Annotated in this window: 13 protein-coding genes; 9 read left to right on the top strand and 4 right to left on the bottom strand. The window is 69.3% G+C overall.

All coding sequences use genetic code 11. The features are described from left to right. Positions 1-115: 115 nt before the first annotated feature. The 9 genes from ACIRP7_RS14105 to ACIRP7_RS14145 all read left to right on the top strand — a co-directional run bounded on the left by ACIRP7_RS14105 (position 116) and on the right by ACIRP7_RS14145 (position 10,234). Positions 116-3,067, top strand: coding sequence for a M14 family zinc carboxypeptidase (locus tag ACIRP7_RS14105; protein ID WP_403657900.1), 2,952 nt, complete (start codon positions 116-118; stop codon positions 3,065-3,067). Between the two features lie 214 nt (positions 3,068-3,281). Further along, a complete protein-coding gene (gap, locus tag ACIRP7_RS14110; RefSeq protein ID WP_007381239.1) occupies positions 3,282-4,292 on the top strand; it encodes a type I glyceraldehyde-3-phosphate dehydrogenase in 1,011 nt (336 codons plus the stop codon). A 122-nt stretch (positions 4,293-4,414) separates the two neighbouring features. Continuing rightward, the gene (locus ACIRP7_RS14115) at positions 4,415-5,626 is read left to right on the top strand and encodes a phosphoglycerate kinase (protein WP_403657904.1); all 1,212 of its coding nucleotides are present in this window, start codon (positions 4,415-4,417) and stop codon (positions 5,624-5,626) included. 6 nt (positions 5,627-5,632) lie between these two features. Beyond that, positions 5,633-6,409: a triose-phosphate isomerase gene (tpiA, locus tag ACIRP7_RS14120; protein ID WP_393604494.1), complete on the top strand. Its 777-nt coding sequence runs from the start codon at positions 5,633-5,635 to the stop codon at positions 6,407-6,409. Positions 6,410-6,512: 103 nt separating this feature from the next. Beyond that, positions 6,513-6,743, top strand: coding sequence for a preprotein translocase subunit SecG (gene secG / locus ACIRP7_RS14125; RefSeq protein ID WP_403657908.1), 231 nt, complete (start codon positions 6,513-6,515; stop codon positions 6,741-6,743). Between the two features lie 263 nt (positions 6,744-7,006). Next, positions 7,007-7,294, top strand: a complete 288-nt coding sequence (locus tag ACIRP7_RS14130) for an RNA polymerase-binding protein RbpA (protein ID WP_004002138.1) — start codon at positions 7,007-7,009, stop codon at positions 7,292-7,294. A 613-nt stretch (positions 7,295-7,907) separates the two neighbouring features. After that, positions 7,908-9,563, top strand: a complete 1,656-nt coding sequence (gene pgi, locus ACIRP7_RS14135) for a glucose-6-phosphate isomerase (RefSeq protein ID WP_403657911.1) — start codon at positions 7,908-7,910, stop codon at positions 9,561-9,563. 27 nt (positions 9,564-9,590) lie between these two features. Further along, the gene (locus ACIRP7_RS14140; protein WP_403657914.1) at positions 9,591-10,010 is read left to right on the top strand and encodes a thioredoxin domain-containing protein; all 420 of its coding nucleotides are present in this window, start codon (positions 9,591-9,593) and stop codon (positions 10,008-10,010) included. 71 nt (positions 10,011-10,081) lie between these two features. After that, a complete protein-coding gene (locus ACIRP7_RS14145) occupies positions 10,082-10,234 on the top strand; it encodes a hypothetical protein (protein ID WP_403657917.1) in 153 nt (50 codons plus the stop codon). A gap of 38 nt (positions 10,235-10,272) precedes the next feature. Here ACIRP7_RS14145 and pgl read toward each other — a convergent pair whose 3' ends face one another. From pgl to tal, 4 genes are read right to left on the bottom strand one after another with little or no spacing between them, the layout of a single operon-like run. Beyond that, on the bottom strand, positions 10,273-11,055 hold the full coding sequence (pgl, locus tag ACIRP7_RS14150) for a 6-phosphogluconolactonase (protein ID WP_403657920.1): 783 nt from the start codon (positions 11,053-11,055) through the stop codon (positions 10,273-10,275). Beyond that, positions 11,052-12,203 (bottom strand): glucose-6-phosphate dehydrogenase assembly protein OpcA, encoded by a 1,152-nt coding sequence (gene opcA / locus ACIRP7_RS14155; protein ID WP_403657923.1) that lies wholly within the window; start codon positions 12,201-12,203, stop codon positions 11,052-11,054. Before opcA ends, pgl begins: the two co-directional genes overlap by 4 nt. Beyond that, positions 12,200-13,726: a glucose-6-phosphate dehydrogenase gene (gene zwf / locus ACIRP7_RS14160; protein ID WP_403658433.1), complete on the bottom strand. Its 1,527-nt coding sequence runs from the start codon at positions 13,724-13,726 to the stop codon at positions 12,200-12,202. The genes opcA and zwf overlap by 4 nt, the downstream gene beginning before the upstream one ends. Position 13,727: 1 nt before the next feature. Beyond that, on the bottom strand, positions 13,728-14,846 hold the full coding sequence (gene tal, locus ACIRP7_RS14165; protein ID WP_403657926.1) for a transaldolase: 1,119 nt from the start codon (positions 14,844-14,846) through the stop codon (positions 13,728-13,730). Between the last annotated feature and the right edge of the window lie 27 nt (positions 14,847-14,873).

Genomic DNA, 14,873 nt, shown 5'->3' on the forward strand with positions numbered 1-14,873 from the left:
CTTGGGTGGTCGGCACCGGCGTTTACGCATCCGTGAGGCACCCTTGACTGGATCATGAACTGTCATGAGCCTGGCATCTGTTCGCTGCTGTGGCGGACCACCGCAAGGGGGGCTCATGAGACGAAGAGCGAGACCGATCCTCGCCGTTGGCGCGCTCCTGCTCGGCGGCGCGGGCATCGCGCCCGTCGCCCAGGCCGCGCAGAGCGCCAGTTCTCCTGATCCGAACGAAGTCAAGGTCTTCCGCGCCGAGGTCACCAGCGGGCAGGTACCCCTGCTGCTGGCGGCCGGGCAGGACGGCCACGAACTGAGCGAGCAGGTGCCCGCGAAGGGCACCGCGACCGTCGAGGTCTACCTGACCGACCAGGAGGCCCACAAGCTCGAAGGGCAGGGTGTCGAGCTCACCGAGCACACCCTGAGCGCCAAGGCCGAGGCGCGCGTGGACAAGGCCGCCGAGGGCGTGTTCCGGCCGTACAGCGGAAGCGGCGGGCTCCGGGAGGAGATCCTCGCGACCGCCCGCGCCAACCCCGGCCTCACCAAGGTCGTCTCCATCGGCAAGACCGTCAACGGCAAGGACATCCTCGCGCTCAAACTGACCAAGAACGCGAAGAAGTCCAAGGACGGCGCCAAACCCGCCGTCCTCTACATGTCCAACCAGCACGCGCGCGAGTGGATCACGCCGGAGATGACCAGGCGGCTGCTCCACCACTACGTGGACGGTTACCGGACCGACAAGCGCCTCAAGAAGATCGTCGACTCCACCGAGCTGTGGTTCGTCCTGTCGGCCAACCCCGACGGCTACGACTACACCTTCCAGAACGACGACAACCGCCTGTGGCGCAAGAACCTGCACGACAACAACGGCGACGGCACCATAGGCGTCGGCGACGGCGTCGACCTCAACCGCAACTTCTCCTACAAGTGGGGCTACGACAACGAGGGTTCGTCCCCCAACCCCACCAGCGAGACCTACCGCGGCACGGCCCCGTCCTCGGAGCCCGAGACCAAGGCGCTGGACGCCTTCGAGAAGCGGATCGGCTTCACGTACGGCATCAACTACCACTCCGCCGCCGAACTCCTCCTCTACGGCGTCGGCTGGCAGGTGGCCACCGACACGCCCGACGACGTCATGTACAAGGCGCTCGCCGGCACCCCGGACAATTCCGCGATCCCCGGCTACCGTCCGCAGGTCTCCTCGGAGCTGTACACCACCAACGGCGAGGCGGACGGCCACGCGTCGAACGTCAACGGCCTGGCGATGTTCACCCCCGAGATGTCGACCTGCCAGACCGCCTCGGACCTCGACCCGAACGACCAGTGGAACGCGGCGGACTGCCAGTCGGTCTTCAACTTCCCGGACGACGAGAAGCTGATCCAGCAGGAGTTCGAGAAGAACATCCCCTTCGCGCTCTCCGTCGCCGAGTCCGCGGCCAAGCCGGACCAGCCGAAGTCCTCGCTCGGCCTGAAGGCCGCCGACTTCACCCCGAAGACGTTCACCACGTCCTACTCGCGCGGCGCCGACCAGGAGGTCTCCGTCGTCGTCCGCAAGTCGGTGGGCGACAAGGAGCTCAAGTACCGCGTCAACGGCGGCCGTACCAAGGACAGGACGCTCAGGGCCTGGAAGGGCGGCGAGACGTACGGCGGTGAGGACAACCTGTACTTCGACGAGTACCGGGCCAAGATCCCCGACGGCGATCCCGGCGACAAGGTCGAGGTCTGGTTCACCGGCCGGACGAAGGGCAAAAAGCCCACCTCCAGCGCGCACTTCACCTACACCGTGGCCGAGCGGCCCCGCGCGGACGTGCTCGTGGTCGCCGAGGAGGGCGCGACCGCCACGCAGGCGCAGACGTACGTGGACGCGCTGAAGGCGGCCGGACGCAAGGCGATCGTCTGGAACGTCGCCACGCAGGGCGCGCCCGACGCGCTCGGTGTGCTGGACCACTTCAGAACCGTCGTCCACTACACGGGCGCGACCGTCCCGGGCAACCCCACCCAGCTCCAGCTGCGCGCCTTCCTGAACGAGGGCGGCAAGCTGATCGAGGCGGGCGAGCGGGCCGGCGGCAACGTCGACCTGGGCGGCGGCACCCTGTCGAACGACTTCAGCCAGTACTACCTGGGCGCCTACACCCGTACGACCCTGCCGGGCGCCACCGCCTTCCAGGGCGTCGGCAAGCTCGCCGGAGCCGGCGCCGGCCTCGGGGCCGCCCCCGGCAACCCGCTGGACGCCGCCGGATCCTTCAGCGTCACCTCGGACAACCTGCCCGCGGCGACCTTCCCGCAGTTCACGAGCGCGGGAGCCGGCACCTACCCCGGCACGCCCAACCCGTACGGACCGTACGAGGGTGCCTCCATGGCGGCCGTCACGCACAGTGACTACGCCTGGAACCGCCTCACCCGCACCGTCGACCTCACCCAGGTCACCGCCGCACAGGCACCCACCCTGCGCACCCGGCTGCTCTGGGACACCGAGGAGGGCTACGACCACGCCGTCCTGGAGGCGCACACCGCGGGCGCCGACGACTGGACCACGCTCCCGGAGAGGAACGGCGCCACCAGCAACGCCGTACCCGCCGAGTGCGAGGCCGGGTTCTTCATCGCCGCCCACCCCGCGCTCAAGCGGTATCTGACGCAGGGCACCGACGGCTGCACGGCCTCCGGCACCAGCGGCCGGTGGAACAGCCTCACCGGGGCGTCGGCCGGCTGGCAGGAGGTCTCCTTCGACCTCTCCGCGTACGCCGGCAAGAAGGTCGAGGTCTCCCTCAGCTACATCACCGACCCGGGCTCCGGCGGCCGCGGTGTCCTCGCCGACAACGCGTCCGCGGTCATCGGCGGCCAGGCCGTGGAGACCGAGGGCTTCGAGACCTCGCTCGGCGCGTGGAGCGTGCCCGGACCGCCCGCGGGCAGCCCCGCGGTCGTGAAGGACTGGGGACGCGTCGGAGAGCTGTTCAAGACGTACGGCGCGGTCACCACGGACGACACCGTGCTGCTGGGCTTCGGCCTGGAGCACGTCACCGCGGCGGCCGACCGCACGGCACTTCTCACCAAGGCGCTCGCGGCCATCGGCGGGTGAACCCGGGGTGACCCGACACGGTCGTTCCGGGTGACCGGAGCTTTCGGTCCGGGGCGGTCCGTACCCCTACTGGCGGGTACGGACCGCCCTGCCGTGTATGGGGCATCTCGATGTCACTCCGCCGGGCTCAGGGAGGTAGGGTCGGGGGTGGTCGGGGACATCCCATACAGCTCGCCGGATTCGAACCCGGCGTACCAACGAGGAGATCGGTTTCGTGACGATCCGCGTAGGCATCAACGGCTTTGGCCGCATCGGTCGTAACTACTTCCGCGCGCTGCTGGAGCAGGGTGCTGACATCGAGATCGTGGCTGTCAACGACCTGGGTGACACCGCGACCACCGCTCACCTGCTCAAGTACGACACCATCCTGGGCCGCCTGAAGGCCGAGGTGTCGCACACCGCCGACACGATCACCGTCGACGGTCACACCATCAAGGTGCTGTCCGAGCGCAACCCCGCCGACATCCCCTGGGGCGACCTCGGCGTCGACATCGTCATCGAGTCGACCGGCATCTTCACGAAGAAGGCCGACGCCGAGAAGCACATCGCCGGCGGCGCCAAGAAGGTCCTCATCTCGGCTCCGGCCAAGGACGAGGACATCACCATCGTGATGGGCGTCAACCAGGACAAGTACGACGCGGCCAACCACCACGTCATCTCCAACGCCTCCTGCACCACCAACTGTGTGGCGCCGATGGCCAAGGTTCTGGACGAGAACTTCGGCATCGTCAAGGGCCTGATGACGACGGTGCACGCGTACACGAACGACCAGCGGATCCTGGACTTCCCGCACTCGGACCTGCGCCGCGCCCGCGCCGCCGCCGAGAACATCATCCCGACCACGACGGGTGCCGCCAAGGCCACCGCGCTGGTGCTCCCGCAGCTCAAGGGCAAGCTGGACGGCATCGCGATGCGCGTCCCGGTCCCGACCGGCTCGGCCACCGACCTGGTCGTGACGCTGCAGCGCGAGGTCACCAAGGACGAGGTCAACGCCGCGTTCAAGAAGGCCTCCGACGACGGCGACCTCAAGGGCTTCCTGACCTACACCGAGGACCCGATCGTCTCCTCGGACATCGTCGGCGACCCGTCGTCCTGCACCTTCGACTCCTCCCTGACCATGGTCCAGGAGGGCAACACGGTGAAGATCCTCGGCTGGTACGACAACGAGTGGGGCTACTCCAACCGCCTCGTCGACCTCACGGTCTTCGTCGGCAACCAGCTCTGATCGACCGATCAGGCACCTAGGTGTGTGAGCAGGGCTCGGGCAGCGCGAGGACGCGTTGCCCGAGCCCTGACTCACGTGATCAGCTTTCCTTCGATCCAGAGCCCTCCTCAGGAGTCCCCTTCATGAAGACGATCGACGAACTGCTCGCCGAAGGCGTGGCCGGCAAGCGGGTCTTCGTCCGCGCCGACCTCAACGTGCCGCTGGACGGCACCACCATCACCGACGACGGCCGTATCCGCGCCGTCCTGCCGACCGTGAAGGCCCTCGCCGAGGCGGGCGCCCGCGTGGTCGTCGCCTCCCACCTGGGCCGCCCCAAGGGCGCCCCGGACCCGGCCTTCTCCCTCGCCCCGGCCGCCGCCCGTCTCGGTGAACTCCTGGGCGCCTCCGTGGCCTTCGCGACCGACACGGTGGGCGAGTCGGCCACCGCCACGGTCGCGGACCTCGCCGACGGCCAGGTCGCGGTCGTCGAGAACCTCCGCTTCAACGCCGGCGAGACCTCCAAGGACGACGCCGAGCGCGGCGCCTTCGCGGACCAGCTGGCCGCCCTCGCCGACGTCTACGTAGGTGACGGCTTCGGCGCCGTGCACCGCAAGCACGCCTCGGTCTTCGACCTCCCGGCCCGGCTGCCGCACTACGCCGGCTACCTCATCGCCACCGAGGTCGGCGTCCTGAAGAAGCTCACCGACGAGGTCCAGCGGCCCTACGTGGTCGTGCTCGGCGGCGCCAAGGTCTCCGACAAGCTCGCCGTCATCGACCAGCTGCTCGGCAAGGCCGACCGCATCCTCATCGGCGGCGGCATGGCCTTCACCTTCCTCAAGGCCAAGGGCCACGAGGTCGGCGCCTCCCTCCTCCAGGAGGACCAGATCCCGGCGGTCCTGGAGTACATCGAGCGCGCCGAGAAGACCGGTGTCGAGCTGGTCCTGCCGGTCGACGCCGTGGTCGCCCCCGCGTTCCCGGACCTGAAGACCAAGGCCCCGGCCGACGCCACCACCGTCGCCGCGGACGCCATCCCGGCCGACCGGATGGGCCTGGACATCGGCCCGGCGTCCGGCAAGCTGTACGCCTCGAAGATCACCGACGCCGCCACCGTCTTCTGGAACGGCCCGATGGGCGTCTTCGAGCACCCCGAATTCGCCGAGGGCACCAAGGCGGTCGCCCAGTCTCTCCTCGACTCCTCGGCCTTCACGGTCGTCGGCGGTGGCGACTCCGCCGCGGCCGTCCGCATCCTGGGCTTCGACGAGAACGCATTCGGCCACATCTCGACCGGTGGCGGCGCCTCCCTCGAATACCTCGAGGGCAAGACGCTCCCCGGCCTCGCCGCACTGGAGGACTGACCCCGCATGACCACTCGCACGCCGATCATGGCGGGCAACTGGAAGATGAACCTCAACCACCTCGAGGCCATCGCGCACGTCCAGAAGCTCGCTTTCGCCCTCGCGGACAAGGACTACGAGGCCGTCGAGGTCGCCGTCCTGCCGCCCTTCACCGACCTGCGCTCCGTGCAGACCCTGGTCGACGGCGACAAGCTCAAGATCAAGTACGGCGCCCAGGACCTCTCGGCGCACGACTCGGGCGCCTACACCGGCGAGATCTCCGGTTCGATGCTGGCCAAGCTGAAGTGCACGTACGTGGCGGTCGGCCACTCCGAGCGCCGCCAGTACCACGCCGAGACCGACGAGATCGTCAACGCCAAGGTCAAGGCCGCCTACAAGCACGGCCTCACCCCGATCCTGTGCGTCGGTGAGGAGCTGGACGTCCGCGAGGCGGGCAACCACGTCTCCCACACCCTCGCCCAGGTCGAGGGCGGCCTCAAGGACCTCCCGGCCGAGCAGGCCGAGTCCGTCGTCATCGCCTACGAGCCCGTCTGGGCCATCGGCACCGGCAAGGTCTGCGGCGCCGAGGACGCCCAGGAGGTCTGCGCCGCCATCCGCGGCAAGATCGCCGAGCTGTACTCGCAGGAGCTGGCCGACCAGGTCCGCATCCAGTACGGCGGCTCCGTCAAGTCCGGCAACGTCGCCGAGATCATGGCGCAGGCCGACATCGACGGCGCCCTGGTCGGCGGTGCCTCGCTGGACGCCGAAGAGTTCGTCAAGATCGTGCGCTTCCGGGACCAGTGAGTAGGCCCTAGCGGCGATCCGTCGTACCCTTGCGGGGGCATGGCCCTGAAGGCCGTGCCCCCGTCGTTCACCCGAATCCGAGAGAGTTGGTCCAGCCGTGGTTATGGGGTTCTCGATCGCCCTGATCATCTTCAGCGGCCTGATGATGCTGCTGGTGCTCATGCACAAGGGCAAGGGCGGCGGCCTCTCCGACATGTTCGGTGGCGGCATGCAGTCGTCCGTCGGTGGTTCCTCGGTCGCCGAGCGCAACCTCGACCGGATCACCATCGTGGTCGGTCTGCTCTGGTTCGCGTGCATCATCGTGCTCAGTCTCCTCATGAAGACGAACAGCTGAGCGGTCACGCCACACACAGCACGTCCATTCCGCACGTAAGGCCCCATGTTCGGTACGCGCACCTGAGCGCGGCCTATCATGGGGCTTGCGTCTAGGTGTGGGAGCTGTAACTCCAATCACTGGACGCGCGTTGGGCCTTACGTAGACTGAGGCGCTCGCAACGAAGCGACACGTCGACTCGCTTCGCGGCACCATCACGCAGGGGAGTTACGACCGTGGCAAGTGGCAACGCGATCCGAGGTAGCCGGGTCGGGGCGGGGCCGATGGGCGAAGCCGAGCGGGGCGAGTCCGCGCCCCGTCTGCGCATCTCCTTCTGGTGCTCCAACGGGCACGAGACGCAGCCCAGCTTCGCCAGCGACGCGCAGGTCCCCGATACCTGGGACTGCCCGCGCTGCGGCTTTCCCGCCGGACAGGACCGGGACAACCCGCCGGACCCGCCGCGCACCGAGCCGTACAAGACGCACCTCGCGTACGTACGGGAGCGGCGCAGCGACGCGGACGGCGAGGCGATCCTCGCCGAGGCGCTCGCCAAACTGCGGGGCGAGATCTAGGAGTCGAGAGCCGGCCGGGCACCGAGGGGTGCCTGGCCGGAGCGGTTTCACGTCCGCTGCTCGCCGATTGTCAGGTCGAGGTCAGGGGATTCGGGCGGCTGAGGAGTGCCGCCGTGCTCTCGGCCTTCGGTGACGTGCTGCCGGGCCTTCTGGTGGATGCCCTGATCGCGGGCGCGGGCACCGCAGGGTACGCGACGGAGATGACCGCCCGCACAACTGGTGGCCCCGGCCGAGGAAGTGGTGAGCGGCCGGTCGGCACCCGCGTGGGACAGGTGCGCGCGGTCCGCGACCCGCTCGCTCAGGCGACAGCCGTCTTCGGTTCGCCGGCAGGGTGGGGGACGTGCCGGCCGGGATCCTGACGAGGGAGCCCGGCCGGGCCCTTGGGCGCGGGGGCACCGATCTGTGCTGCCGCCGCGAGGTTCACCGCGCGCACAGCCCGGGGCTTTGCTCGCGTCCGGCTTCTTCGTCCGGTGCCTTCCCTCGCTGATACCCGCGCTCCGCGCGCACGTACCTGTGGTTGCGCCGGGTGCCGACGCCGGCACGGCTCGCGCCCCGCGATGATCAACTAGGTTGGAACAGCTGGGACAGGCACGAAAGAAGGCTGAAGTCGGACATGAACGCAGACGGCCGTACCAGGCTCAACCGGACACCCGAATGGACCGCGCTGGCCGAGCACCGCGAGGAGCTCGGCGAGGTGCGGCTGAGGGAGCTGTTCGCCGCCGACCCCGGGCGCGGCACCGGGTACACACTGCGGGTCGGTGACCTGTACGTCGACTACTCCAAGCACCTGGTCACCGACGAGACGCTGCGGCTGCTGCGTGAACTCGCCGCCGCGACCGACGTCTTCGGCCTGCGGGACGCCATGTTCCGCGGCGAGAAGATCAACACGACCGAGGACCGGGCCGTGCTGCACACCGCTCTGCGGGCCCCGCGCGACGCGGTGATCGAGGTCGACGGGGAGAACGTCGTCCCGGCGGTGCACGCCGTGCTCGACAAGATGAGTGACTTCGCCGAGCGCGTCCGCTCGGGGGAGTGGACGGGGCACACCGGCAAGCGCATCAGGAACGTGGTCAACGTCGGCATCGGCGGCTCCGACCTGGGTCCCGCGATGGCCTACGAGGTGCTGCGCGGCTTCACCGACCGCGACCTCACCGTCCGCTTCGTGTCGAACGTCGACGGCGCCGATCTGCACGAGGCCACCCGCGACCTGGACGCCGCGGAGACGCTGTTCGTCATCGCCTCCAAGACCTTCACCACGATCGAGACGATCACCAACGCCACCTCGGCCCGCGAGTGGCTGATCGGTGAGCTGAAGGCCGGTCAGGAAGCCGTCGCCCGGCACTTCGTGGCGCTGTCTACCAACGCCGAGAAGGTGTCGGACTTCGGCATCGACACCGCCAACATGTTCGAGTTCTGGGACTGGGTGGGCGGCCGCTACTCCTTCGACTCGGCGATCGGCCTCTCCCTGATGATCGCCATCGGCCCGGACCGCTTCCGGGAGATGCTCGACGGCTTCCACCTCGTCGACGAGCACTTCCGCACCGCCCCGGCGGAGTCCAACGTGCCTTTGCTGCTCGGCCTGTTGGGCATCTGGTACGGCAACTTCCACGACGCGCAGTCGCACGCCGTTCTGCCCTACTCCCACTACCTGTCCAAGTTCACCGCCTACCTGCAGCAACTGGACATGGAGTCCAACGGCAAGTCGGTGGACCGGGACGGCAACCCGGTTCAGTGGCAGACCGGACCGGTGGTGTGGGGCACGCCCGGCACCAACGGGCAGCACGCCTACTACCAGCTCATCCACCAGGGCACCAAGCTGATCCCGGCGGACTTCATCGGCTTCGCCGAGCCGGTCGCCGAGCTCTCCGGCGGGCTCAAGGCCCAGCACGACCTGCTCATGGCGAACTTCTTCGCCCAGACCCAGGCGCTGGCCTTCGGCAAGACGCCGGACGAGGTGCGGGCGGAGGGGGTGGCCGAGGAGCTGGTTCCGCACAAGACGTTCCGGGGCAACCACCCGACGACCACGATCCTCGCGAAGGAACTCACCCCGTCCGTGCTCGGCCAGCTCATCGCCCTCTACGAACACAAGGTGTTCGTCCAGGGCGCGGTCTGGAACATCGACTCCTTCGACCAGTGGGGCGTCGAACTCGGCAAGGTCCTCGCCAAGCGTGTCGAACCGGCACTCACCGAGGGCGCCGAGGTACCGGGCCTGGACGCCTCGACCAAGGCCCTGGTGGCGACCTACCGCGAGCTGCGCGGACGGCAGTAGGACACCCCTCTGCGGGGACGGGTCGCCGTGGCACTCACGGCGACCCTTGTGGGGGCGGTGCTCGCGGGTCGCGGGCAGCGGGGCACGCCTCTCGAAGACGCCTACAGCAGTCTGGAGAGCGTTCCGGAGAAGCTCGGCCCGGACGGCACGACGATCACCGTGGGCAACCCGCACGCCCCGGTGACGGTGCATCTCTACGTGGACCCGCGGTGCCCGGTCCGCGAGGAGTTCGAGTCCACCGGCGCCGGCCCGGAGCTGCGGGAGGCGACCGTGCGGGGCGAGGCCAGGACCGAGTGCACCCTGGCGTCCTTCCTGGACGACAGGCTCGGCGGCAGCGGCTCGAAGAAGGCGGTCAACGCGCTGCGGGCGGCGCTGGCGCAGGGCAGGTTCGCGGAGTACCACCAGGTGCTCCACGGCCACCAGCCCGAGGAGGCCGAGGACGGCTGAAAGCTTCCGAGGAGGCATACGAGAGCGTCGGTGGCAGTGAGGAATCCAAAGGCCCGGGCACACCGACCGCAGTGATCAACTACAAACGCATCCCGGACGACTACAACGGCCTGCTCTTCGACGCGCCGCTCTTCTCCGACCTGCTCCGGCAGATTCGCAAGGCGCCGGGGGAGTGGGGAGCGTACGACTTCCCGGACGTCACAGGAGCGCCGGGCCTCTCCTGAGAGAGACCCGGCGTCGACTGCCGTACGCAGGGCTGGTGTTACGACGAAGCCGGGGGATACAGCGACCTCGGCAGCTGGGAGGCCGCCGCCGAGTCCAGCAGCCACAGGGTGCGGGCCCGGCCGCGTGCGCCCGCCGCCGGTGCCTGGATCTCGCCCGCGCCGGACAGGGCGATCGCCGCGGCCTGTGCCTTGTCCTCGCCGGCCGCGAGCAGCCACACCTCGCGGGCGGCGCGGATCGCGGGCAGGGTCAAGGAGATCCGGGTCGGCGGGGGCTTCGGGGCCCCGTGGACACCGACGACCGTGCGTTCCGTCTCCCGGACCGCCGGGAGCTCGGGGAACAGGGACGCCACATGGGTGTCCGGGCCGACGCCGAGCATCAGCACGTCGAAGGTCGGGACCGCGCCATGGTTCTCGGGGCCGGCCGCGCGGGCCAGCTCCTCGGCGTAGGCCGCCGCGGCGGCCTCGACGTCGTCCCCGTGCGGACCGTCCGACGCGGGCATGGCGTGCACGCGCTTCGGGTCCAGCGGTACGGCGTCGAGCAGGGCCTCTCTGGCCTGTGTGTCATTGCGTTCCGGGTCGCCCTCGGGCAGGAAGCGCTCGTCGCCCCACCACAGGTCCAGGCGGCCCCAGTCCACGGCGTCCCGGGCGGGGGCCGTGGCGAGGGCGGCGAGCAGGCCGTTGCCGTTGCGGCCGCCCGTGAGGACCACCGACGCCGAGCCCCGGGAGGCCTGCGCGTCGACGATCTTCGTGATCAGACGGGCCGCGGCGGCCTGCGCCATCAGCTCCTTGTCGTGGTGCACGACCAGCTGCGGAGTGCTCACTTCGCCGCCTTCCCGGACAGGCCGGAAGGGACCGGCTTCAGCGATGCCGACGGCGCCGCTTCCCGCCCGGAAGCTTTCGCAGGGCCCTCGACAGGGGCTTTGACGGCGACTTCCGCGGAGGCTCCGGCTGCGGCCGGCTCCGCGGAGACGGAATCTCCGGAGCCGGACGCGCCGGTATCGGAGCCGGGTTCTCCTTTGGCAGCAGGTTCCGGAAAGGGCGCCGACGGGTTCAGCCGTTCCACCCCGAACCGCAGCGCGGAGGCATACGTGTCGTCCGGGTCCAGCCTGCGCAGCTCCTCCGCGATCAGCTCGGCCGTGTCCCGGCGCTTGAGCGCCACCGCACGGTCCGGCTGCCCCTGGATGGAGAGCGTGGCCAGCGAGCCGTCGGCACGGTCCAGGACGATCGGGCCGCTGTCCGTGTGCATGCGGACCGCCGTGAGGCCGGGTCCGTTCGACAGCGACCGCTTCACCGGCACGTCCAGCCGGTCCGCCAGCCACATCGCCAGCAGCTCGCAGCTCGGGTTGAACTCCTCGCCCTCCACCTCGACGGCCTCCACCTTGCAGATGACCTGGTCGAGTGCGGCGGCCAGCATCGAGCGCCACGGCGTGATCCGGGTCCAGGAGAGGTCGGTGTCGCCCGGTGTGTAGGCGTCGGCGCGTGCCGTCAGCTCGCGCACCGGCTGCTCGGAGGCGTACGTGTCGGTGACCCGTCGTTGGGCGAGCGCCCCGAGCGGGTCCCCGGCCGGGTCGAGCGGCGCGTCCACCGGCCACCAGACGACGACCGGCGCGTCCGGCAGCAGCAGCGGAAGGACGACCGACTGGGCGTGGTCGGCGACCTCGCCGTACAGCCGCAGCACCACGGTCTCGCCGGTGCCCGCGTCCGCGCCCACCCGCACCTCGGCGTCGAGGCGGGACTGGGTGCGGTCACGAGGACTCCGCGACACCCGCTTGATGACCACCAGCGTGCGCGAGGGGTGCTCGCGGGAGGCGTCGTTGGCGGCCTTGAGGGCGTCGTAGGCGTTCTCCTCGTCGGTGACGATGACCAGGGTGAGCACCATGCCGACGGCCGGTGTGCCGATGGCCCGACGGGCCTTGACCAGGGCCTTGTTGATCTTGCTGGCCGTGGTGTCCGTGAGGTCTGTCTTCATGGCCGGCGCCAGCTCCGTCCCTCTCGTGCGAGCATTTCGTCCGCCTCGACCGGGCCCCAGGTACCGGAGGGGTACTGAGCGGGCTTGCCGTGCGTGTCCCAGTACTCCTCGATCGGGTCGAGGATCTTCCAGGACAGCTCGACCTCCTCCGTACGGGGGAAGAGGTTCGAGTCGCCGAGCAGGACGTCGAGGATCAGACGCTCGTACGCCTCGGGAGAGGACTCCGTGAACGACTCGCCGTAGGCGAAGTCCATCGACACGTCCCGGATCTCCATCGAGGTGCCCGGCACCTTGGAGCCGAAGCGGACGGTGACGCCCTCGTCGGGCTGGACGCGGATGACGATCGCGTTGGAGCCGAGCTCCTCGGTGGCCGTCGTGTCGAAGGGGGAGTGCGGTGCCCGCTGGAAGACCACCGCGATCTCGGTGACCCGGCGGCCGAGCCGCTTGCCGGTGCGCAGGTAGAAGGGGACGCCCGCCCAGCGGCGGTTGTCGATCTCCACCTTGATGGCCGCGTAGGTGTCGGTCTTGGACTGCGGGTCGATGCCGTCCTCTTCGAGGTAGCCGACTGCCTTCTCGCCGCCCTGCCAGCCCGCCGCGTACTGTCCGCGCACGGCGTTGCGGCCCAGGTCCTTCGGCAGCTTCACCGCGCCGAGCACCTTGGTCTTCTCAGCGGCCAGCGCGTCCGCGTCGAAGGAGGCGGGCTCCTCCATCGCGGTGAGGGCCATCAACTGGAGCAGGTGGTTCTGGATGACGTCACGGGCGGCGCCGATGCCGTCGTAGTACCCGGCCCGGCCGCCGATGCCGATGTCCTCGGCCATGGTGATCTGCACGTGGTCCACGAAGGACCGGTTCCAGATCGGCTCGAACATCGTGTTGGCGAAGCGCAGTGCCAGGATGTTCTGGACGGTCTCCTTGCCCAGGTAGTGGTCGATGCGGAAGACCTGGTCCGGGGCGAAGACCTCCTCGACGGTCGCGTTGAGCTCCTCGGCCGACTTCAGGTCGTGGCCGAAGGGCTTTTCGATGACCGCGCGCCGCCAGGAGCCGCTCGACTGGTCGGCCAGCCGGTGCTTCTTCAGCTGCTGGATGACCACGGGGAAGGCCGACGGCGGCACGGACAGGTAGAAGGCGAAGTTGCCGCCGGTGCCCTGCGCCTTGTCGAGTTCGTCGATGGTGTCGCGCAGCCGCTCGAACGAGTCGTCGTCGTCGAACGTGCCCTGGACGAAGCGCATCCCCTGGATGAGCTGCTGCCAGACCTCCTCGCGGAACGGCGTCCGGGCGTGTTCCTTGACGGCGTCGTGGACGACTTCCGCGAAGTCCTCGTTCTCCCAGTCCCGCCGGGCGAAGCCGACCAGTGAGAAGCCCGGCGGCAGCAGACCCCGGTTCGCGAGGTCGTACACGGCGGGCATGAGCTTCTTTCGTGACAAATCGCCCGTGACGCCGAAGATGACCAGGCCCGACGGCCCCGCGATACGCGGGAGCCGTCGGTCGGCGGGGTCACGCAGCGGGTTGCTGCTCGACAAGATCTCAGCCCTCCGAGGGGGCGAGGCGCTGAAGCTCCGCCTCGGTCGACTTGAGCAGGTCGTTCCAGGCCGCCTCGAACTTCTCGACGCCCTCGTCCTCCAGAAGCTGGACCACCTCGTCGTAGGAGATGCCGAGCTTCTCGAGCGCGTCGAGGTCGGCGCGCGCCTGCTCGTAGGTGCCCGAGACGGCGTCGCCGCGGATCTCACCCTGCTCCTCGGTGGCGAACAGCGTCGCCTCCGGCATGGTGTTCACCGTGTTCGGCGCGACCAGTTCCTCGACGTACATGGTCTTCTTGTACGCCGGGTCCTTGACGCCGGTCGAGGCCCACAGCGGACGCTGCTTGTTGGCGCCGGCGTTCTCCAGCTTCGCCCAGCGCTCGCCCGAGAAGACCTCCTCGTACGCCTGGTAGGCCAGGCGCGCGTTGGCGATGCCGGCCTTGCCGCGGGCGGCCTTGGCCTCGTCGGTGCCGAGCCCGTCGAGGCGCTTGTCGATCTCGGTGTCCACACGGGACACGAAGAAGGACGCCACGGAGTGGATCTTCGACAGGTCCAGACCCCGCTCCTTGGCCTTCTCCAGACCGGCCAGGAAGGCGTCCATGACCAGGCGGTAGCGCTCCAGCGAGAAGATCAGCGTGACGTTGACGCTGATTCCGAGGCCGATGACCTCGGTGATCGCGGGGATGCCGGCCTGGGTGGCCGGGATCTTGATGAGGGTGTTGGGGCGGTCGACGAGCCAGGCGAGCTGCTTGGCCTCGGCGACGGTCGCCTTGAGGTTGTGCGCCAGGCGCGGGTCGACCTCGATGGACACCCGGCCGTCCTGGCCGCCCGTCGCGTCGAAGACCGGGCGCAGGATGTCGGCGGCGTCCCGGACGTCCGCCGTCGTGATCATGCGGATGGCCTCTTCGACGGACACCTTGCGGAAGGCCAGGTCGGAGAGCTGCTGGTCGTAACCGTCGCCCTCGGAGATCGCCTTCTGGAAGATCGAGGGGTTGGTGGTGACGCCCACGACGTGCTGCTGGTCGATCAGCTCGGCGAGGTTGCCGGACGTGATCCGCTTGCGCGACAGGTCGTCCAGCCAGATCGCCACGCCTTCCTCGGAGAGGCGCTTGAGTGCGTCTGTCATGGAATTACATCTCCTAAGTCGTATGTG

The sequence above is a fragment of the Streptomyces sp. NPDC102270 genome (genome assembly GCF_044766405.1).
Lineage (GTDB): Bacteria > Actinomycetota > Actinomycetes > Streptomycetales > Streptomycetaceae > Streptomyces.

Bases quoted from the DNA above. Each gene is read 5' to 3' on its own strand.
- ACIRP7_RS14105 (WP_403657900.1), top strand. From the start codon at position 116: ATGAGACGAAGAGCGAGACCGATCCTCGCCGTTGGCGCGCTCCTGCTC.
- ACIRP7_RS14115 (WP_403657904.1), top strand. From the start codon at position 4,415: ATGAAGACGATCGACGAACTGCTCGCCGAAGGCGTGGCCGGCAAGCGG.
- tpiA (WP_393604494.1), top strand. From the start codon at position 5,633: ATGACCACTCGCACGCCGATCATGGCGGGCAACTGGAAGATGAACCTC.
- secG (WP_403657908.1), top strand. From the start codon at position 6,513: ATGGGGTTCTCGATCGCCCTGATCATCTTCAGCGGCCTGATGATGCTG.
- ACIRP7_RS14130 (WP_004002138.1), top strand. From the start codon at position 7,007: ATGGGCGAAGCCGAGCGGGGCGAGTCCGCGCCCCGTCTGCGCATCTCC.
- pgi (WP_403657911.1), top strand. From the start codon at position 7,908: ATGAACGCAGACGGCCGTACCAGGCTCAACCGGACACCCGAATGGACC.
- opcA (WP_403657923.1), bottom strand. From the start codon at position 12,203: ATGAAGACAGACCTCACGGACACCACGGCCAGCAAGATCAACAAGGCC.
- tal (WP_403657926.1), bottom strand. From the start codon at position 14,846: ATGACAGACGCACTCAAGCGCCTCTCCGAGGAAGGCGTGGCGATCTGG.